This is a genomic window from Helicobacter sp. 12S02232-10, assembly GCF_002272895.1.
Lineage (GTDB): Bacteria > Campylobacterota > Campylobacteria > Campylobacterales > Helicobacteraceae > Helicobacter_J.
Map to the genome: position 1 here is coordinate 75,685 of NZ_MLAQ01000003.1, position 20,685 is coordinate 96,369.

Annotated in this window: 18 protein-coding genes and 4 tRNA genes; 10 read left to right on the top strand and 12 right to left on the bottom strand. The window is 34.7% G+C overall.

From position 1 onward, the window contains the following. Positions 1-2 precede the first annotated feature (2 nt). The gene (gene nspC, locus BKH41_RS03410; RefSeq protein ID WP_095297035.1) at positions 3-1,217 is read left to right on the top strand and encodes a carboxynorspermidine decarboxylase; all 1,215 of its coding nucleotides are present in this window, start codon (positions 3-5) and stop codon (positions 1,215-1,217) included. Here nspC and BKH41_RS03415 read toward each other — a convergent pair. Then, a complete protein-coding gene (locus tag BKH41_RS03415) occupies positions 1,214-1,678 on the bottom strand; it encodes a tRNA (cytidine(34)-2'-O)-methyltransferase (RefSeq protein ID WP_095297036.1) in 465 nt (154 codons plus the stop codon). The two genes, nspC and BKH41_RS03415, sit on opposite strands and share 4 nt — an antisense overlap. Before the next feature lie 101 nt (positions 1,679-1,779). On the opposite strand from BKH41_RS03415, the gene BKH41_RS03420 reads away from it, so the two are divergent. Further along, positions 1,780-3,075, top strand: a complete 1,296-nt coding sequence (locus BKH41_RS03420) for a PAS domain-containing methyl-accepting chemotaxis protein (RefSeq protein WP_095297037.1) — start codon at positions 1,780-1,782, stop codon at positions 3,073-3,075. Between the two features lie 17 nt (positions 3,076-3,092). Here BKH41_RS03420 and BKH41_RS03425 read toward each other — a convergent pair whose 3' ends face one another. Genes BKH41_RS03425 through BKH41_RS03440 form a run of 4 tightly spaced genes read right to left on the bottom strand, consistent with a single transcriptional unit; the run spans position 3,093 to position 8,219 of the window. After that, a complete protein-coding gene (locus BKH41_RS03425; protein ID WP_095297038.1) occupies positions 3,093-5,336 on the bottom strand; it encodes an endonuclease MutS2 in 2,244 nt (747 codons plus the stop codon). After that, the gene (locus BKH41_RS03430; RefSeq protein WP_095297039.1) at positions 5,336-5,749 is read right to left on the bottom strand and encodes a hypothetical protein; all 414 of its coding nucleotides are present in this window, start codon (positions 5,747-5,749) and stop codon (positions 5,336-5,338) included. Before BKH41_RS03430 ends, BKH41_RS03425 begins: the two co-directional genes overlap by 1 nt. Then, positions 5,749-7,083, bottom strand: a complete 1,335-nt coding sequence (murC, locus tag BKH41_RS03435; protein WP_095297040.1) for a UDP-N-acetylmuramate--L-alanine ligase — start codon at positions 7,081-7,083, stop codon at positions 5,749-5,751. Before murC ends, BKH41_RS03430 begins: the two co-directional genes overlap by 1 nt. Next, positions 7,080-8,219 (bottom strand): succinyldiaminopimelate transaminase, encoded by a 1,140-nt coding sequence (locus BKH41_RS03440; RefSeq protein WP_095297041.1) that lies wholly within the window; start codon positions 8,217-8,219, stop codon positions 7,080-7,082. Before BKH41_RS03440 ends, murC begins: the two co-directional genes overlap by 4 nt. A 128-nt stretch (positions 8,220-8,347) precedes the next feature. On the opposite strand from BKH41_RS03440, the gene BKH41_RS03445 reads away from it, so the two are divergent. The 7 genes from BKH41_RS03445 to BKH41_RS03475 all read left to right on the top strand — a co-directional run bounded on the left by BKH41_RS03445 (position 8,348) and on the right by BKH41_RS03475 (position 11,433). Beyond that, positions 8,348-8,422, top strand: a tRNA-Gly gene (locus BKH41_RS03445). A 103-nt stretch (positions 8,423-8,525) separates the two neighbouring features. Continuing rightward, positions 8,526-8,613, top strand: a tRNA-Leu gene (locus tag BKH41_RS03450). 15 nt (positions 8,614-8,628) lie between these two features. Continuing rightward, a tRNA-Cys gene (locus tag BKH41_RS03455) sits at positions 8,629-8,703 on the top strand. 58 nt (positions 8,704-8,761) lie between these two features. After that, a tRNA-Ser gene (locus BKH41_RS03460) sits at positions 8,762-8,849 on the top strand. A 101-nt stretch (positions 8,850-8,950) separates the two neighbouring features. Continuing rightward, on the top strand, positions 8,951-9,343 hold the full coding sequence (locus BKH41_RS03465) for a DUF1090 family protein (protein ID WP_095297042.1): 393 nt from the start codon (positions 8,951-8,953) through the stop codon (positions 9,341-9,343). Positions 9,344-9,418: 75 nt separating this feature from the next. Continuing rightward, the gene (locus BKH41_RS03470; RefSeq protein ID WP_095297043.1) at positions 9,419-9,823 is read left to right on the top strand and encodes a DUF1090 family protein; all 405 of its coding nucleotides are present in this window, start codon (positions 9,419-9,421) and stop codon (positions 9,821-9,823) included. Between the two features lie 65 nt (positions 9,824-9,888). Further along, the gene (locus BKH41_RS03475; RefSeq protein WP_095297044.1) at positions 9,889-11,433 is read left to right on the top strand and encodes a Na+/H+ antiporter NhaC family protein; all 1,545 of its coding nucleotides are present in this window, start codon (positions 9,889-9,891) and stop codon (positions 11,431-11,433) included. Here BKH41_RS03475 and BKH41_RS03480 read toward each other — a convergent pair. From BKH41_RS03480 to BKH41_RS03500, 5 genes are all read right to left on the bottom strand, one after another. Continuing rightward, positions 11,430-12,302, bottom strand: a complete 873-nt coding sequence (locus BKH41_RS03480) for a phosphoethanolamine transferase (protein ID WP_095297045.1) — start codon at positions 12,300-12,302, stop codon at positions 11,430-11,432. The two genes, BKH41_RS03475 and BKH41_RS03480, sit on opposite strands and share 4 nt — an antisense overlap. Further along, positions 12,257-13,117 (bottom strand): sulfatase-like hydrolase/transferase, encoded by an 861-nt coding sequence (locus BKH41_RS03485; RefSeq protein WP_095297046.1) that lies wholly within the window; start codon positions 13,115-13,117, stop codon positions 12,257-12,259. The genes BKH41_RS03480 and BKH41_RS03485 overlap by 46 nt, the downstream gene beginning before the upstream one ends. A 297-nt stretch (positions 13,118-13,414) precedes the next feature. Beyond that, positions 13,415-14,542, bottom strand: a complete 1,128-nt coding sequence (locus BKH41_RS03490) for a cytochrome d ubiquinol oxidase subunit II (RefSeq protein ID WP_095297047.1) — start codon at positions 14,540-14,542, stop codon at positions 13,415-13,417. Next, positions 14,535-16,097, bottom strand: a complete 1,563-nt coding sequence (locus BKH41_RS03495) for a cytochrome ubiquinol oxidase subunit I (protein WP_095297048.1) — start codon at positions 16,095-16,097, stop codon at positions 14,535-14,537. Before BKH41_RS03495 ends, BKH41_RS03490 begins: the two co-directional genes overlap by 8 nt. Before the next feature lie 9 nt (positions 16,098-16,106). Continuing rightward, positions 16,107-16,325 (bottom strand): DUF4492 domain-containing protein, encoded by a 219-nt coding sequence (locus tag BKH41_RS03500; RefSeq protein ID WP_095297049.1) that lies wholly within the window; start codon positions 16,323-16,325, stop codon positions 16,107-16,109. 157 nt (positions 16,326-16,482) lie between these two features. Here BKH41_RS03500 and BKH41_RS03505 point away from each other — a divergent pair, with 157 nt between their 5' ends. Next, positions 16,483-18,429, top strand: coding sequence for a 6-hydroxymethylpterin diphosphokinase MptE-like protein (locus tag BKH41_RS03505; protein ID WP_095297050.1), 1,947 nt, complete (start codon positions 16,483-16,485; stop codon positions 18,427-18,429). A gap of 16 nt (positions 18,430-18,445) precedes the next feature. Here the strand turns inward: BKH41_RS03505 and BKH41_RS03510 are convergent, their stop codons facing one another. Continuing rightward, positions 18,446-19,237, bottom strand: coding sequence for an ATP-binding protein (locus tag BKH41_RS03510; RefSeq protein WP_095297051.1), 792 nt, complete (start codon positions 19,235-19,237; stop codon positions 18,446-18,448). Between the two features lie 14 nt (positions 19,238-19,251). Then, entirely contained in the window at positions 19,252-20,592 is a 1,341-nt protein-coding gene (locus BKH41_RS03515) for an MFS transporter (protein WP_095297052.1), read from the bottom strand. Positions 20,593-20,685 lie beyond the last annotated feature (93 nt).

A 20,685-nucleotide genomic window follows, 5' to 3' on the forward strand; every position in this document is an offset into this window, starting at 1 on the left:
ATATGAATTTTTTTAAAATCCCAACCCCTTGTTATGTTCTTGAAGAAGATAAGCTTAAAAAAAATCTCAAGATATTAAATTTTGTTCAAATAGAAAGTGGTGCTAAAGTCTTACTTGCCCTTAAAGGATATGCGTTTTGGCGAAGTTTTGAACTCATAAGGGATTATATTAAAGGATGTTGTGCAAGCGGTATTTATGAAGCTATGCTTGCTTTTGAGGAATTTGGTTCTCGAGAGATTGATAAAGAGATTTGCGTCTTTAGCCCTGCTTATAAAAATTTGGAGATGGAGCAATTGTTGCCTATAGCCACACATATTATTTTTAATTCTTTTGCACAGTGGCAAAAATTCAAAAATAAGATTGAAAATAAAAACAAGCACCTCCAATCCTTAGGTTTTTCAGAAATTGAAGTGGGTTTGCGGGTAAATCCACTTTATAGCGAAGTACAACCTCCTATTTATAACCCTTGTATTTCGGGGAGTCGTTTGGGCATTACACCATCAGAGTTTGAAAAAGGGGTGCGGAATTTTGGTTTGGAAGGAATTCAGGGATTGCACTTTCATACTCATTGTGAGCAGAATTCTGATGTTCTTGAAAGAACGCTTGTTCATTTTGAAAAATATTTTAAACCTTATGCTTCTCAGATGAAATGGTTTAATTTTGGTGGTGGGCATCACATCACACGATCAGATTATGATGTGCAAAAACTGATTGCCATTATTAAGGATTTTAGGGCAAGGTATGGCGATGCTGATGTTTTTTTAGAACCTGGAGAGGCAGTTGGCTGGCAAAGTGGTTTTTTGATTGGGGAAGTGGTGGATATTGTTTGGAATGAGATTGCCATAGCGATTTTAGATGTGAGTGCAAGCGCACATATGCCCGATTGCCTTGAAATGCCTTATCGTCCTAACGTTAAAAAAATATCATTGGTTGGAAATGAGCAACAAATTGAAGAAGATAAGGGTGAGAAAATCGGAAAATATTCTTATCGCTTTGGAGGTCCGACTTGTTTGGCTGGAGATGTGATTGGGGATTATAGTTTTGAAACTCCATTAAATGTGGGAGATAAGATTTTATTTGAAGATATGATGCATTATACAATCGTCAAGAATAATACTTTTAATGGTGTGCCTCTCCCAAGTTTAGGGGTCATTTCCAATGGAGAATTCCGGCTTTTGAAAAACTTTGATTACAATGATTATAAAAATCGCAATTAGAATTTTAAATAATTTTCCGTTTGCCTGATGGCTTCATAAAGTACTGCTCCTACTGCGGTTGCTAAATTGATGCTTCTGGTTCCTTGTGTCATAGGAATTTTTAGGGTTTGATCTGGATTTTGAAATAAGATCTTTTCATCAAGTCCGGCATCTTCTCTGCCGAAGTATAAAAAACACTCATCTTCAAAGTCGCCTTCATAATAGAGTTTTTTTGCTTTTGTACTTAAGAAAAAATGTTTTTTATCGATTGGATGAGCTTTCCAAAAATGTTCGCTATTTTCCCATTCGCTAAGTTTAAGGTTTTGCCAATAGTCCATACCGGCTCTTTTGAGCGATTTTTCATCAATGGAGAATCCTAATGGGTGAATCAAGTGCAATCTTGCGTTTGCTGCTACGCAGAGTCTGCCAATATTGCCAGTATTTTGTGGAATTCTAGGTTCGATAAGTACGATGTTTATCATAGTTGTCCTTATTTATAGGTAATTTTATCCATTTTTTAGATAGAATTTTGCTATTTAGGCAATTAGAAAATAATTAAATTTTAAATGATAGAGGAGAATTAATGTTTTTTAGAAAAAAGAATGTATCTGAAGATTTAAAACTTAGGGAAGAAATGCAAAAAATGGATGATATTTTGAAGGCTGTTAATCGTTCAATGGCAAGTATCGAATTTAGTCTTGATGGTACTATTATTTCTGCGAATGAGAATTTTTTGAGATTGATGGAGTATAGTTTAGATGAGATTAAAGGAAAACACCACAGTATATTTTGTGGCTCTAAATTTGTAAATTCCGATGATTATAGAAGATTTTGGGATAAATTAAAGAATGGAGAATTTGAATCAGGGGTTTTTGAAAGATATACCCGATCAGGGAAAGAAGTTTGGCTTGAGGCGACTTATAATTCAATATTAGGACCTGATGGAAAACCTTATCGAGTGATAAAATTTGCTACCGATGTAACCCAGAATGTTATTTTTAAAAATGATTTGGAAAGTGTCTTAAAAGCAGTCAATCGCTCAATGGCTACGATTGAGTTTGATCCTAAGGGGATTATTATTTCTGCGAATGAGAATTTTTTGAAAGTGGTGGGTTATACTTTAGATGAGATTAAAGGGAAACATCACAGCATATTTTGTGAAAAATCTTTTGTTGATTCCATTGAATATTCGAGATTTTGGGAAAGTCTTCGGGCAGGAGAATTTCAGTCAGGCAATTTTGTAAAGAGGATTGCAAAAAATGGCAAACATATTTACTTGAATGCAAATTATAACCCTATTTTTGATGTGGATGGAAAGATTTATAAGATCATTAAATTTGCTACAGATATTACTGCTCAGGTTGATAAGGATAAGGCAAATGAAAAATTAGCTTCAGAATTGGTATTGGAAAACGATGAACTTACTAAAAATGGAGCCAATGTCATTGATAAGACTGCTGGGAATATCAGACATATATCAGAAGTGATACAATCAAGTTCAAACCTTATTTCTTCTCTTGATGTGCAATCTGGTGAAATTACATCTGTTATTCAAACCATCAAAGATATTGCCGATCAAACCAATCTTTTAGCTTTAAATGCTGCCATTGAGGCTGCTAGAGCTGGCGAACATGGTAGAGGTTTTGCTGTTGTAGCCGATGAGGTGCGTAAGCTTGCAGAAAGAACAGGGCATTCAATTACTGAAATTACAACCACAATTAATTCAATGAGAGATGTCACCTCACAAGTTGTTGAAAGCATTCGCATCAGTCTTGATGAAATAGACAATAGTGTGGAACTTGCCAATGGAGCAAAAGATTTTATGGAAAAAATTCGAGAGAGTTCTTCAAAAGTTGCTAATGCGATTTTAAATAAATAAAATCGGGTATTTAGATTTTATAATTTGATGATTTTTGCACCAAATCCTCCCATTTGAGGAGGAGCATCATAAAAAGCCAAAACTTTTGGATGTGTCTTTAAAAATTCTTTAATCACAAAAGATAATTTTCCTGTTCCAATCCCGTGATATACAATCACTTCATCAAACCCTCCAATCAGAGCATCTGATAGAAATTTATCTAATTTTTCAATCGCTTCTTCACCCCTTAATCCGTGTAAATCCAAGCTGACATTGAGATTTATAGGATTTTGAAAATGTAGTTTTGGTTTATTTTGAATTGAAATATTTGGAATGAGTTTGAGTTTTTTTGCATCGATTTTTAATTTGATACCCTCATCAAGCTCTATTTGGCATATATTTCCGTTTTTCCCTTTTACAATCCCCTTAGCAGAACCGTATTGGATTCTATCTCCGATTTTAATTTCTTTTTTAGATTCTGAAGTGTTTTTAAAAATCTCATTTTGTTTTTTAAACGAGCTTAAAATTTTATTGGCATTATTAATATTGCGATGGATATCGCTGATTTCTTTGTCTTTAATGCTTTGCTTGAGTTGATTTAAAGCCTCTTGGTAAGTGTTTTGAAGAAAATTTTTTTCTTTGATGTAATCAGATTCTAGTTTATAAATAAGATTTTGTTGTTCAGTTTTTTTTCTTTCATATTGGGTTATTTTTGATTCAAGATCAAGCATTTTTTGTTTGAGTGCCATTTCAAGCTGCGCAGATTTTTCGATCAATTCGTTGAGTTTTTCTTTATCTTGACCATAAACTTCTTTGGCTTTTTTGATGAGATTTTCAGGGATACCATATCTTTTAGCGCTCTCAAAGGCGTAGCTTTTTCCAATACTCCCATATAAAAACTCATAAGTAGGAATTTGTTTTTCTTCATCAAAAATTGCTGCACACATTTGAATTCTTTCATCTTGTGCCATAAGCGCGGCAAGTCTTTTATGATGAGTGGTGACAATGATTTTAGCGTTTTTATCCAACAAGAATTCCAAAAGCACTTTATAAAGACTGCTAGCTTCATCGGCATCCGTTCCGAGTTCGATTTCATCTATAGCGATAATGAGATCTTCAAGACCTAAAATTTGACTGAAATTTAACATTCGTCCTGCAAACGTGGAAATATCGTTTTTACTGTTCTGGGGATCAGCGATGATGGCGAATATGTTTTTAAAGTTTGGGATTTTAGAATGGAAAGCATTGATTTTCATAGGCAATAAATATTTGGATAAAAAAACACTTGTTAAAATAGACTTTAATAACATTGTTTTTCCACCTGCATTCACGCCTGTAATCATCAACAGGTTAGAAGAAAAATCAATACTGATTGGTTTGGGATGTTGTAGTGCGGGATGAGAAAAGTCTTTTAGGATAATTGTTTTGTTTGTGGTTTTGTTGGTGACAAATTCAAGATTGTAGGTTTTGGCAAATTTCACTCTAGCTTGGAGATGGTCGAATTTATCAAATTCTTTATTGATAAAACTCAAAAAAAGTGTGTGTTTGTTTAAAATTGAAGAAATATTTTTGCAGATTTCATAAAGACAAGCCTGAAGTTTGTCATCAAGCTCGGAGATTTTTTGACGGATACTGCGGATTTGTTCGGGTAAAAGATAGAAAAATCCGTTTTGGGAGCGTGAAATAATGATTCCTTTAATGATGTGATTGAATCCTGCTTTTAAAAGTAGTGTCTCATTTGTGTCAATATAGTGGATTTGTTTATCTACAAGATAAGGAGAAAGTTTTTGTGAATGGATGATCTCATTAAGTGTTTTTGAAATTTGAGCTTTTTGTCTTGTGACAGATTGTTTTAAGCTATCAAGATCTTCATAAATACCTGTTTTAATTTCGCCTGTGATTTCGAAATTTTTTGTTAAATCAATGATTGGAGTCGGGATTTGGATATTTTGGAGATATTTCCAAATGTAGGACTCTTGAGGGATTTGGCTGAGAGATTTGAGATACATAAAATAACGGATGATTTTTATAAATTCAAAAATTTCTTCAAGTTTTAAGACGCCAAATTTCTTAAGATGTAGAATTTGCGTATTTAGTTCCTTAGTCTTGGCAGGCGGTGCAAAATCAATCTTGTCAAGTTCTTGAATGAAATTATTTAAAGCAAGCCTGTCTCCTTCTATATGGATTGGCTTTTTACGGGCAAAAAATTCCTTGAAGGAATCAATAAAATCTTTTAAATCAAGTTTATCAATCAAGACTTGATATCGGTGATTTTCTTGCATCAGTCTCTTTGAAGTTCTTCTTCAAGATTCTTAGGTATAGGATCTTGAGGTAAATTTTCTTGGATCATTATAGTGCATTTGTCTAGAGAAATGATGATATTATTCATCGGCCCATTTTTTTTGCCAATAAAGCTCAATGTTCCCGTAACTAGATTGAAATTTTCTTTATTAATGATAATCCCATCGCATTCAAGCGATTGACCTCTTAAAAAAGCAGTTTGGAGCATCATATCGTTTTTGTCTGATTTGCTTTGAAAATAACTGTAAATTGCTGCTAATGCACCAAATAAAATTAGAGCTGTAAGGGCAATTATTTTCTGTTTAGGCGTAATGATGCCAAAATCTCTAAGAATAAAATATAAAAGTAAAAGCGTCAGTGCAAGCACTAAAAAGATTGCTAATAATGAAGACATTATTTTTCTCCCCTTAATTGATAGGTAATATCGCCTGCTCCAAGACCTATAACAATACCTTCTTTGATTGTTTTGATTGTTTTGTCTCCATAGAGAAGTTTGATTTGTTCATTGTCTTTTTTGATTTTTTGAGCAAAGATGGGGCGATAATGCCCAAAGATTTTTTCCATATCCAAGAAGACTTCACTTTCACCTGCCTTCCATACAGGTAAAATGATGAGTTCATCACAATTTTTCTTGAAACATTCTTGAAATCCTTCCAAATTGTCTAAAAGCCTTGAATATTTGTGAGGTTGCCAAATGGCGATAATTTTGTTTTTTTGTTTTAGATTTGAGTAGATTTTGACAGATTCGAGCGTGGCTTTGATTTCGGTGGGATGATGAGCATAGTCATCAATGATGGTTAATTGCCCCTTTTGAATAATATCAAAGCGTTTTTTAATGCCTTTGAAATGGGTCAGATTTTTTCTGATTTGTTCAATCTCTAGTTCAGTTTTGGCAGCCAAAATCGCCAAAGAAGCGTTAATAGCGGTGTGTTCTCCAAATCCCCACACATCAAAACTGCCCAAGTCTTTGAGAGTGAAGCGGGTATAAGGTTCATCTTCTTTTAGGATATAAGAAATATTAGAGATATCTTTTGAGGGAAAAAGTCTGCAGGATTCTGAAGCAAATGCATTGAGAAAAGGATCTTCGGCATTGATGCATCGCTTTGAAGCTGAAGTAAGAAATTGTCTGTAGGCGGCGTGGAAATTTTCTAAACTGTGTTCATAACTTTCCATATGTTCAGGTTCAGCGTTGGTAACGATAGCGCAGTAAGGATTGGAATTTAGAAAACTTCTATCTGACTCATCTGCTTCAAAAACAATGCTTTGGCTTTGTATTTCTCTTACATTTGATCCATATTCTTTGGTATCAGCCCCAATAATAGCTCCAAATTCAGGAAAAATAGCACTGAGCATTGCGCTTGTAGTGCTTTTTCCGTGCGCACCACAGACGCTAAATACTCGTTTATTGCATAAAATAAACTCTAGAGCTTCTTTTCTTGAGAGAATCAGAATTCCTTTTTTTTGAGCTTCTTGGATTTCGATATTTTCGGGTTTAATAATGGCTGAATGGATGACAAGCTCTTGGTCGGTGATGGCATCTTTGCTATGAGGTATAGTTATAGGAATACCAATGGAGCGCAGGTATCTTGTGGCATTGCTTTCAGTAATGTCAGAACCGCTGATGTTGGCGCCTTGAGCTTTGAGATATTTGGCAAGCCCTGAAATTCCTATTCCACCGATACCGATGAAATGAATTTTGAGTTTGCTGATATCTTTTTTGAGAATCATTGTTTGCCTTTTAAATAGGAATTGAGAAAATTCGAGATAGTTTTTAAGGCAGGTTTTAAAATATTTTCTTCATATACAAGTGCAATTCTGACATAACCCTTTCCTATTCCTTCTCTGCCAAGAAAACTTCCAGGGAGAACTAAAATTCCTTCTTCTTCATAGAGTTTTTGAGTAAAGTCAATATCTTCTGTAACTTCAAGCCACAAGTAAAATGTATAAGGAGAGATGAATGTTTGTGGAAATATTTTTTGGGCAATTTGGAGATTTTTGGCATATTTTTTCCTGATATCTTCACTCAAGCAAAAGTCTCCCCACGCCTTTGCACTTGCTCTTTGGAGAGGATTAGGAATAGCACATCCTATGTAAGAGCGGTATCTCCGGTAATTTTTTAAAATATTTTCATCACCTGCAATAAACCCACTCCTGAGGCCTGGAGCTGAGGAGCGTTTTGAAATAGAATTTAGTGCTAAAATATTTTTAAATTCTTGATTGCCTGATTCATAAGAGGCTTGAAGTATTGAGATGGGCGGGGTTGATTGGTAGATTTCGCTGTAGCATTCATCATTAAGTAGGACAAAATCGTATTCTAATGCCCATTTTACCCATAACTTAAGCTCATCCATACTGAGAGTGGCTCCAGTTGGATTATTGGGGGAGTTTAGAATAACTAGATTAACTTGTTTTTTTTCTTCAGAATTCAAAATAGGTTTAAAATCATTTGCTTTTTCTAGATTCATATAAATGGTCTTTGCTCTAGAGGCAATGGCAGCTCCTTCATAGATTTGATAGAATGGATTGGGATGGGCGATCGTTGGCTCAGGTGTGTCAAAAAGTAAAAATTGGGGGAAATTAAAAAGTACTTCGCGGGTTCCGAATGTGGGAATAATTTGAGTTGATTTCAGAGAAATTCCAAAACGATTTTTTATAAAATGCAACTGAGCATTTTTTAGATAATCTTCCCCGTCGCTTTTGGGGTAATATCGAAGCTCATAAGCGTAATCTTTGAGTTCATCTTGTATTAAAAGCGGGGTTTGAAATTGGGGTTCTCCGATTGTCAGGGTAAGACCTTGTTTTTTGGGGATAATGGAGGCGGTCAGATTTTTCAATCTTTCAAACGGATAGGGTTGAAAATTCACTTTTTACTCTCTTGTGTGATGGCTGCTTTAAAATGCTTATTGTATATAAAATTTTGTAATTTTTTGCTTTTGCCTTGATTTTTTTAAAAAGGGTTGCTAGAATTATGCCCTTGATACAGGAAATATTTGCGGGAATAGCTCAGTGGTAGAGCACAACCTTGCCAAGGTTGGGGCCGCGGGTTCGATCCCCGTTTCCCGCTCCATACTTTTGACTTTCTTGAAAAAAGATAATTTAAGTTATAGCTTTAATTTTAAATCTCTTTGAGTCAAATTTATTTTGCTGTGTTTTTTTATTTTTGATAGAATGCCCGGGTGGTGGAATTGGTAGACACAAGGGACTTAAAATCCCTCGGATATTGCTTCCGTGCCGGTTCAAGTCCGGCCTCGGGCACCATATAAGTCAAAATAAGGCGACATAGCCAAGTGGTAAGGCATGGGCCTGCAAAGCCTTGATTCCTCGGTTCGAATCCGAGTGTCGCCTCCAAATAAAAAATGCAATTAATTTCATTTTCTTAATCTTGCTTTATTATGACCAAGTGTTTCGGGAGATGGCTGAGCGGTCGAAAGCGGCGGTCTTGAAAACCGTTGAGGGTCACACCTCCGGGGGTTCGAATCCCTCTCTCCCGGCCAGCTCATTTTCTTTTTTATTTCTGTTTTCTAAAATACTTTGACCTTTATTGTATAATCTCTGTTGCATCTAAAAAGAACTATTTTTTTAAGGGTTAGAAGCGATGTCAAAATATTTCTTTATATTTTCTTTACTATTTGTTTTAGGCTATGGCGGACCGATTTGTGATTTTAAAATCAACAATGTTTCATCTCAGATTGATTATGCCCTTAAAAAAAATCCCAATCAAAATCTTTCAGAATTAAAAAAAAATCTTCAAGAACTTGAGAAAAATTGTAAAGATTCTGATGTTTTGAAAGATATCAATCAAAACATTGAGATGACTCAGAATAATCTAGAACAAGCAAAAATAAATCTTAGTGATGCCCAAATAAAGGGTAATATTCATCAAATCAGACAGGCTCAGATTGATTTAAAAATAGCCAATTTGCAATACATTGCTGCCAAGCAAGAGCTACTTAGAATGAAAGATTTGCTCAAGGAAAATAAAAAATAAGTTTATTTTAGTTTTATTATTGTTTGATTATCATAATATTGTGTATTTACACAATAAAATTTATAGGAGTTTTAAATGATAAAGGTATTATTTTTTAGTTCTTGTTTATCTGCAATATTAATAGCAGGACCGATTTGTGATTTTAAAATCAATAATGTCCAATCTCAAATTAATGATGCGCTTAAGCAGAAGAACAAAAACAAAGCTTCAGAACTTAAGCACGCTTTAAGAGAGCTCAAAGAACATTGCAGTGATGAAAAGGTTTTAAGAAAAACGCAAGAACAGATCATTAAGCTTGAAAAGAAAATTTCAGAAGCTAAGAATGAACTTTCAGAATTGAAACTGAAAGATAAGACCAATAAAATCAAAAAAATGGAAATGAAAATAAAAATGCTTGATACAGAGCTTGAATTTGAAGAAAAAGAATTGCAAAAAATGAAAGATTTATCGAAAGCAAATGGAGCTGAATCTAAATCTTAGAGAGGTGCTTGCATTCATTTTTGGTATGATTTTGTTATCTTGAACAAACAACATTAAGGGATTTTATGAACTATGCTGATTCTGCTTTGAGTCTTTTGGTGCCAGTCTGCGTGATTGGGATGGTTTTTTTTACCAAGAGAGTTGTTCTTTCATTGTTTTTAGGAATTGTCCTTGGCGGGATAATGATGAATTATGATAATTTTTGGGGAATTTTTATCTATGTTTATGAGAGGATATCTTCAGTTTTATATACATTGCAAGCAGATAAGAATGGATCATTTAGTCTGTATATAAGTTGGTGGAGTGTTTATGTCTTTGGTTTTTTGATTATTCTTGGAATTTTGACGCAAGTGATTTCGCACTCTGGGGCGGTAAATGCGTTTGTAAAATGGGCAAGGCATCGTATAAAAAGTCCGCAAGGATCAGAATTTATAGCTTTTCTAGCAGGGATTGTGATCTTTATTGATGATTATTTCAATGCTTTGACCGTCGGGCAAATTTCTAAATCTCTTAATGATGCCAATCATTCCACAAGAGAAAGACTTGCTTATGTGATTGATTCAACTTCTGCCCCAGTATGTATCTTGATGCCGATTTCAAGCTGGGGGGCTTATATCATAGGGGTTATGCAGACAAGCGTTCCTGCTTCAGTAGGGGATGGCTTGTTTGTATTGATGAATAGTGTATGGAGTAATTATTATGCGTGGTTTGCTCTTTTAGCGGTATTTTTAACTATTTATTGGCAAATCAATTTGCCAGCGATGAACAAATATAGAAATATAGGTGTTAGCGACTTGCTTCAAGATGATGATTTAAATAAACCTTCAAGTTCAATATGGCTTCTGATAATTCCTGTGCTAGTTTTGATTTTTTCGATCAGTTTTATGATTTTATGGACAGGGTATCAGGCAGGAAAAGAAGCGACGCTTTTTGCAATGCTGAAAAATACCGATACAGCGTTTTCTCTTTTTTATGGCGGGTTGTTTGCACTGCTTGTGAGTATCGTGATTTCTTTGAAGCATTTGCATCAAGAGTCGTTTTTTCTTATGATAACTCGAGGTGTTAAAAGTATGCTCCCAGCAATTTTTATTTTGATTTTGGCTTGGGCAATAGGTCCGGTGATACGTGATGATATGCAGACTGGAGTTTATTTGGCTGATTTGAGTAAAGAGTTTTTATCCCAACGCGCAGTTGTAATGATGCCTGTGATTTTGTTTTTGATCTCAGGGTTTATTGCATTTGCTACTGGGACGAGTTGGGGGACTTTTGCGATTATGCTTCCAGTTGGAGTGAGCGTTGTACTTGCTTCTGGAGGAGATATTATGTTGTCAATTTCTGCAGTGCTTGCAGGAGCTGTGTATGGGGATCATACCTCTCCAATTTCTGATACAACAATTTTATCAGCTACCGGAGCAGGATGCTCTGTGCAAAGTCATTTTATTACCCAATTGCCTTATGCGACTACTGCGGCTTTGTGCGCATTGATAAGTTTTGGAGTGGCAAGTTTGACTTCTTCGCTTTTAGCAGCTTATGTTGTGGGTATTGTATTGATGGTGGGTATATTTTATTTTTATAAAATATTTTTTAAATCCTCCAAGATTTTGAACTAATAGGGGATTGTTTTCCCCTTATCATAATCATTATCTCCACAATAAAATCTTTTGCGTTTTATATCAAATTGTGAGCTAAAAATATTTTTAGATTCGATGTTGTCTTGGGTTTTAATGCCAATCAAAGGAAGCAAAGATTGGATAAAGTCATCAGTCATAAAAGGTTTTTTCAAAGCAGATTTTATTAAATCAACCTCTTTTTTATGTTTCATTTTAAATGCATCGGTTACAAAAATCATAAATGGAATTTCTACTCCATAATTACTGCATCTATGTCCGACTGAATGATCACTTTGAAATACATCTTGAGCGTGATCACTGAAGTAAAAAATAATGGAATCAGTATTTTTAAACAGGTCAAAAATTTGATTTAACACATCATCGGTATAATACAGAGAATTAACATAGTCACTGATTATTTGTAAGTCTTTTTGATACTTTGTATGTAAATTTTTAGCATCAATATCGCTTGGTTTGAATTTAGCATAGGAATGGGGAAAGCGACTTTTATACTCTAAGTGTGAGCCTTGCAAGTGGAAAATGATAAGATTTTTATTATTTTTTTCATTTGATGCAGTATCTAAAAGGGATTTATGTTTTTGATACAAGCTAATGAGTTGTTCATCATAGGATTCAGATGGTTGTGGTGGTGTCCAAAATGAGAAATCCGCTCGGGAAGCTAAAATGCTCGGATTGCTTTCCCATAGGCTTGTTTTTTCTTGATTAGAAAACCAAAATGTTTTATATCCTGCCATTTTCATAATATCTAAAAGATTCATTTGCTCATACCAAGGCGTTTTTCTATTTTCATAATCGCTAAAATTTAAGATAGTTTGGAAAACTTGTTCGGTATGGGCTTCTGGGCTGATGACATCTTTAAATACAAATAACCCCCCCCCCCAACTTTTGCTTGAGCTTTATCTAAATGAGGAGTATTCTCTAAATCATAACCATAGATATGCATAAAATCTTTTGAAGCACTTTCTCCTATGATGATGACAATATTAGGTATGGTTGCGTGATTTTGCAATAGATAAGTCTTTGGGTTTTTGAGATTTGATTCTATATTTTTCATATAATTTTGATATTTTTTAGTTTGCACGATACTTGTGATAATAGAATAAAAGATATTGGTAATATTAATGGATTGAACTAGTTTTTCAAGTGTATGGAATTGATTGATTTCATTTTTTACATAATCTTTGATAGCAAGAATTGATAAAACAATGATGGCAAGAGCTAAAAAAATACCGACAAATTTTTTATTGATTGTGAGAATAAAATCTTTTTTTATAAGGAAGAATGCCACGCAAATTCCGATATAGACAATAATTAAAATAATGTTGGTCGGTATTTGAAGATAGAATCTTAAAAAATTTTTAATTTCATTTTCTTGAGTAGCTAAAATTGTATCGAAAATATTTGGTGAAATAGGGGTATTGAAATTAACAATGCAAAATAAATCAATAAAGCCTACAATCATACAGAATAAAACGATTATGTTTTTGATAATACAACGCCATTTTTTAGACTTCAAAAAATCAAGTAAAAAATAAATTATCAAGATAAAAATAAAGCTATAAATGACAGGTCTAGTATAGTTGCTGAGTTTTGTAAAAGGAGTAAAGAGCGGGATAATGGCGTTTATCAAAATAAATATATAGAATCTTTTATCTAATATCATTAAAATTCCTATCCCATTTAAAATTAAGAATGTAGATTATATCTAAATAATTATCTATTATATAGATATTGAAATATGTAGAAAACAAAGAAGAAAAATTTTCATTTTTATAATGTTTTGTTTTTTAGGGAGAAAAAGGGAGACAAAAAGAAAAAAAGGGGAGGAGGAAAGGCTTAGGATTTAGATTCTAAGCTTTGGATTATCTCAATGTGGCTGATATTGAGACAAATAAATTTATAAGACAGATAAATCATTACAGGCCACGCACAAAGATATAATGTTGTCATTTTGCTTCCTTTAATAGAGATGTGAGGAATTTTTAATTTCCTCTTCGGTAAGTTTGACTTTATCCATAGAATACCAAACATATACGATATAAGCAAGTACAAAAGGAATGAGCAATGATACATAACTCATCGCCACAAGTGTGTAGTGACTTGAAGAGGCATTTTCTATGGTTAGTGAGCTTGAAAGGTTATAGGTTGATGGATAAAAAGGACTTTCTCCTAACCCTACGTTTAAAAATATCGCCATTACAGTAAGAATAGTCCCTGCTCCCAAGATAAAGATAGATTTTTCGTAGTCTTTGAAGACATTTAAATAAATCCCTGATAAAACACCCACCACCCCGACTAGAAAGATCACAAGCAAATAAGGGTGTTTGATAAAAGCAAGAAAATATTGATGGCTAATCATTACAATTTCTCCATTTTGGGCAATTCCAAATCCATCTTTGAGGCATATCCACGCAATAAATCCGAGAAAAAATGGCAGAAAAAGCAAGGTATTGATAAGCATTTGTTTTTTTGCACGCTCCCTAATAATGATTTGATCAATATTATTGAACAGATAACTTGCACCAATAATGCGAGAAAGAAATACAAGAGCAAAGCCTAATAAATAGTTTGCAGGGTTTTGCAGTTGTTCAAGACCTCTAGATTCGCTTTTCCAATCTACAAAATTATATTCACCCAGCTCGAAGTTTGAACCTGAAAAAAATGTGCTGACAGCAACTCCGATTAAAAATACTCCCAAATATCCGTTGATGTATAAAAATATTTCATAAGTTTTTTTCCCCCAGACATTTCCTTTTTTCGTTCTAAATTCATAGGCTACAGCTTGAAGAATGAAACAAAATAAAATGCATAGCCATACCCAATAAGCCCCTCCAAAACTTGTAGAGTAAAATAAAGGAAATGCGGCAAATGAGGCACCCCCAAAAAGAACCAAAGTCGTAAAGGTTAGTTCCCATTTTCGACCCAGAGAATTGATAATCAAGGTTTTTTCCAACTCTGTTTTGGCAAGTGCATTTAAAAGCGACTGCCCGCCTTGAACAAAAAACATCATCACGAGTCCGCCACCTAACAGACTGATGATGCACCACCAATAAACTTGCAGTTGGTATAGACTCAGTGTTTCAAACATTTTCATTTCCTTTTTTGTCTGATTTGAAAAATACAGGGTTTTCAAATCCTAATTTGATTTGCTTGATCATAATGGTGATTTCAGCAATCAATAGCGCGGTAAATAAAATTGCAAAGATTGCCAAAGAAATTCCTACATTAACGCTTGAAAGATGTGTTGCTGCAATTCCAACAGGCATCAGATCTTGAATAGCCCAAGGTTGTCTGCCTACTTCAGCTACAATCCAGCCTGCTTCTGCAGCAATATAGCCTAGAGGAATGCTAAAAACACAAAGCCATAAGATTTTTTTGTATTTTTCAATGGAGTTTGCCATACTCAAATACAGAACTACAATAAAAAGAAGCAAAAAGTAACTCCCCAAAGCCACCATAAGATGGAAGCTATAAAAAGTTGTCGCGATTGGGGGAATGGTCTCTTTAGGATCATTTAAAAATCCATAACCAAAATTTTTCATATTTGCTTCTAAAACACTTTGAGCAGCCCGCATTTTTTCAGAATCATTATTTGCTTTTGCTTCTTTGTAGTTTTTGAGGGCATTGACAGCCATCTTGCCACTATCAATCTTTTCTTGCATTGGAGGAATCAAAAATTTTGGATTTCCATAAATTAAATCATCAATTCCAGGCACAAAACTATTTAGGCTTCGATTTCCCAATAAAGAAAGAGCATATGGAATTTGGAGATTAAATAGGAAAGTTTCTTGCTTGTCTCCAGGTTGCTTGTTTGGATTGAGAATTCCAAAGGCTACCAAAGAAGCACGTTTTTCGCCTTGATAAATACCTTCCATTGCCGCTAGTTTCATAGGTTGATGCTGTGTAACGCGGTATGCACTTTCATCGCCACTAAACATCAAAAATATTGCCGTAACTAAGCCAAAACTTGCCCCAACAATAAGACTTTTTTTAGCTGCCCAAAAATCTCTTTTTTTGAGGAGAAAATAGGCAGATATCCCCATTACAAACAAAGCACTGATGACATAACCGCTACCAATAGTGTGTAAAAATTTTGAGACTGCAACCGGAGAAAGGGCAACTTCCCAAAAGTTTGTCATTTCATTTCGGGCTGTTTGGGGATTGAATGTTGTGCCGATGGGATATTGCATCCAAGCATTGGCAACAAGTATCCAAAATGCGCTTAAATTGCTTCCGATAGCTACAAGCCAAGTGGAGAGTAGGTGGAATTTTTTTGAGACTTTATTCCAACCAAAAAACATCACTGCAAAAAAAGTTGCCTCCAAGAAAAATGCCATAATCCCTTCAATGGCCAAGGGAGCTCCGAAAATATCCCCGACAAACCAAGAATAATTCGCCCAGTTTGTACCAAACTCAAATTCCATAATAATGCCTGTAGCCACACCTATGGCAAAATTAATTCCAAAAAGTCCCATCCAAAATTTTGTAATTTTTTTCCATTCTTCTTTTCCTGTTTTGATATAGATGCTCTCCATAATCGCAACGATAAAAGAAAGCCCGAGTGTTAGGGGAACAAACAAGAAATGATAAAGAGCTGTAAGGGCGAACTGCGCCCTTGAATAATCCACACTTGAGAAGTCCATATTTCTTCCTTATTTTGTTAAATTTTCAAGCACGAAAGAGCTTTTTTGTTCATTGGTATTGAAGGTATTGTCAATATTTTTGTCAAACAAAAAAATTTTTAAAATTCCAAACATAATGATAAGCTTGATAATGATAATCTTCCAAAGAGTTTTTCCTGTTTCCATTTTTTTGAAACCTTCAATATAGAATAGAAAAACTCTTTTGAAAAAATAATGCAACCTTAACATCTTTGCCTCGTTTTGGTATATTCTGAAATACTAAATGGGTATTTTAACACCTTAAGCTTAGGAGCAAATTCAATCGGGCTTTTGTAAAAAAGTTCAATAAAATATGCAATAATTTGGTTAGAGTACCAAAAATAATAAATTTATTTCAAGGATTAAAATGACGTTTTTGGAAATTTTGAAAATGAATGACAAACCCCAAATTGAAAATGAAATCTCAAGAAGGTTTGCTAAAAATATGGAATTTTTTCATCAAACTTCCCCAAGGCTTTTTGATACTCTTAAGGCTCCTGCAAGCGAATATAATTTGCTTTTTGATGAAAAAGGACTCAACATTATCAATTTAAAAAGCCGGCAGCTTACTTATCCTTGTGTTGAAGACCAACACCAGATGGTTGCAATTTGTGAAGATATTGCTCGATCCCCTGTTTCTAATCCAAAATGGAAGATCCATACCAATCATATTTATCTAGACAAAATGGATATTTCCAAACTTCCAATCACTGGTGATGCTTGCAATTCCTTCATTGATCTCTTGCATAAGCACGGGGGGATTAAAGAATATTATTTGAGCCGTTCTTTTCTTCCCACTACGACTATTTTTGGGTTATTAGGCGGGTTATTTTTAGAATTTATTCGGGAGCGAGGAGTATTTTTTCATTCTTTGCTTATTTTTGAAGAAAATATCGATATGTTTCGAATTAGCTGTTATTTTGTCGATTATGAAGAACTGTTTAAAAATACTTCGCCTAAAAGTTGTTATATTTTTGTCAAAGACCTTGTGGATAAATTTTTTATCCGCAATTTTTTTGTACAAAAAAAGATCACGAATAATTTTTTGAGGCTTGAGCTTAAAATATATTCTAGTCCCAAGATTGATGCAGTTCAAAAGGTTATTGAAGAGGAATATGCAAGTAATGCAAGAGGATGGGGAAGTTTTGAGGATGAAATGATTGGGATTGAGAATACCTTTAAGAATATTCCGTTCAAGAGTCTTAAAAATCCTGTTCTAAAAATTCCTCAAAGAGTCAATGCGCCCATTTGTGTCGTAGGTAATGGAGCGAGCTTGGATGGGTTACTTCCTTTTATCAAAAGCAATCAAAATAAGATGATTATTTTTAGTTGTGGCACGGCGTTAAAGCCTCTGAGGGCTTATGGCGTTGTACCTGATTTTCAAATAGAGATTGAACGGATTGATTATCTTTTGGATGTTTTAAAAGATGCTCCATTGGGGAATATTCCTCTGTTGTGTGGGAATATGGTCAATCCCTCAGTATTGGATTTAGCAAAGGAAGCTTATATTTTTATGCGTGGGGGGAGTGCGAGCGGGTATCTTTATGGATCCAAAAGCGTAATGGAATACAGCGCGCCTTTTGTGGGTAATGCAGGTTTTGCTTTGGCTTGCCAGCTTGGAAGTGAAGTATTGATGTGTGGGCTAGATTGTGGCTATATTGAAGGTTTGGGAAAACACGCCTCATCTTCTTTTTATGGAGATGAAGAATTTGTTTTGCCTCCAGGTGCAGTTGTTGTAAGAGGGAATTTTGATAAAAATGTCTATAGCGATTCGATTTTTTTGCTTTCAATGCATCAAATTTCTTTAGCCATTAAAACTTTTATTCCAAAGATGGCTTTAAATCTTGGAGAGGGGGCATATATCGAAGGAGCCAGACCGACTCGGGCGCAAGAATTTAATTTGGCAAAAATCAATAAGAAAAAAATTATTAAACAGATTAAAAGTTATTTTGTTAAAAACTTTAAAGAAATTTTCACAGATCAAAGAGAAGATCTTTACACTGGAGAGCTTTCAAGTTTTAAAGATGAGCTTATTGAAATTTTTAGAACACCAATCAAAACAAAGAGAGAGCTTTTTGCCTTGATTGATAGGGTCAATTTATTGTGTGTGAAAAAAAGTTCAACCTCTCCTTTTGTAGGCATTTTGTTTGAGGGTTCTTTGGCGCATATGTGTCAAAGCTTAATGATAGCGTGCTTGCATTTGCCAAACGATACAATTGGAATGTTTTATGAAGATGCTAAACTAGCGATTTGGGAGGCCTTGGATAAAATGATGTTTAAATATCGCTTGCAGGCTTTGATGCAACCTGCTTAAATTTTTTTGATAGCTTTTAGATTTTAAGATAGGACTTATCGCTGAAACTTTCAGCGTGAAGGTTGCAAAACGCATTTTTCAGAGATTTAAAAAATTCAGGATTCGTTTCTTCCATTTGAGAGAGAAAATTTTTAGTTGCAAGCCTTGCTATGGGAGGTTTGTCTGAATCGGGTTGTTTTGCAGGGCAGTTGCAATCAGGGGCAGTGGGGATATTTTGAGATTTTACAAAATCTATGCTTTGTCTTTCACGTATATGGATCAAAGGACGGATTACTTGTAACCCGTTTTCAGCACGATAAATCGGAGTCATACTTCTAAGAGAGCCGTTGTAAGTGAGGTTCATAAAAAAACTTTCAGCCGCATCATCTAAATGATGCGCAATGGCGACTTTGTTATAACCCATTTCCAAAGCTTTGGAGTAGAGTGAGCCACGTCGCATTCTAGAACAAAAACTGCAATAAGAACTGCCTTCACGCCGTTTTTCTTTGATTGTGTCTGCAATGGTGGTATAAAAGATTTCGTGGGGAATGCCTTGACGTTGGCATAATTCACTCAGCCAATCAAATTTTTCTCCCAATCCATAATGAATTGTAAGTGCCTTGAATTCGAATTTAAAAGGGGCGTGACGTTGCATTCTTTCCAAAATGCAGGCTAAAAGAATAGAGTCTTTACCCCCACTCAACCCTAACAAAACCCTATCGCCTTCTTGAATGAGTCCATATTCAGCGTTGGTTTTTCCTACGGTATTGAGGATTTTTTTGCTGATCTCATATTTTGGTGGCTTGGAATCTGAAACTATTTGTTCCATCAATATCAATCCTTTTATTTTTTGAATGTTGCACAGATTTCAATGATTTGTTCTTCGGTATATTTTTGTGCATCGTATTTTACAATAATTATATTTTCACTTTCATTCACATACCATTCAATAATGCCTGTAGTATTATTAATAGCTTTAAATTTTTCTTTATGATAAGAATCAAGCGGGAGATAAATATTTTTTTGCTTGGCGGGATTTTTTAGGAAAAAGAGCATAATGATCCAAAGAATGCACAAGCAAACCACACCTAAAGCAAGTTTTTCTATGCCTAGAAAATGATAAAGCACGCCCCCAGCTGTTCCTCCGACAAATGAGCCGATATAGCCATAAGTCGTAAATATCCCTAATGCTGTTCCTCTTTGATGGGCTTTGGCGTATTTGCTTGCCAAAGATTGCATAATGGGTTCTAAAGTGGCAAAACCAATAAAAAAAATCATAATTCCAGTAATAAAGAGCCAAATTTTAGGTGAGGCAGAGTCTGTATTCGAATAAGAAATGCTAGCGTAGGCGATCAAAAACATCAAAATGCCATAAAGCATTACAAACTTGGATTTTCCGTATTTTTCAGCAATAATGCTTGCTGGAGCCATTGCTAAAACACCAATAATCGCCCCAGGCGTATAGATTTTCCATAAACTTTCTTCGCTCAATCCAAATTTATTGACAACGACTAAAGGGATAATTACAAAAATTAAAGTCATCAATGTTTTTTCAAAAAATGAACTTAGATTGATAATCCAAAGATTTTTGTCTTTCAAGGTATGTTGCCACGCAGGTCTTTCTTCAAATGAATAGGTTATTTTTGGAGTGTCTGGGACTTTTGTATAGAGTAAAATCATTGAACACAGTGTCAAGAAAGCTGTGATTCCAAAGAGCCAATTTGCTCCAAAGCGTGCCCCGATAACTGGTCCTATAAGCATTGCAAGTGTGAAGCTTGCAAAAATACCCCCACCCATAATCGCCATTGCTTTAGTGCGTTGTTCTTCTCTGACAAGATCAGTAATTTGAGCACTTACTACCCCTCCTACAGCTCCAGCTCCTTGTATCAGTCTTCCAATTACAAGCAGTTCGATATTGTGTGCGAAAGCACAAATTATGGAGCCAATCATAAAGACAAACAGACCTAACATCACGATTTTTTTTCGATCATAGAGATCGCTGGCAATTCCGATGGGAGTTTGAAAAATGACTTGTGTGAGGTAAGCCCCACCTACGGCGAGTCCGAGCATTAAAGGGGAAGCATTGAAACTGGTTGCATAAAGGGAAATTACGGGTAGGACAATAAAAAGCCCTAAAAATCTAAGCACAGCAATCCCAGTTAAGGGAAGAGTATTTTTTATCATCGCAGACCTTCTTGAGACTTGGGTTGTTTTTGTTATGATTATAGCCAAAAAAGTTTGATAAGATTTTGAGATAAAAGCAGAAGGAGAATTGTA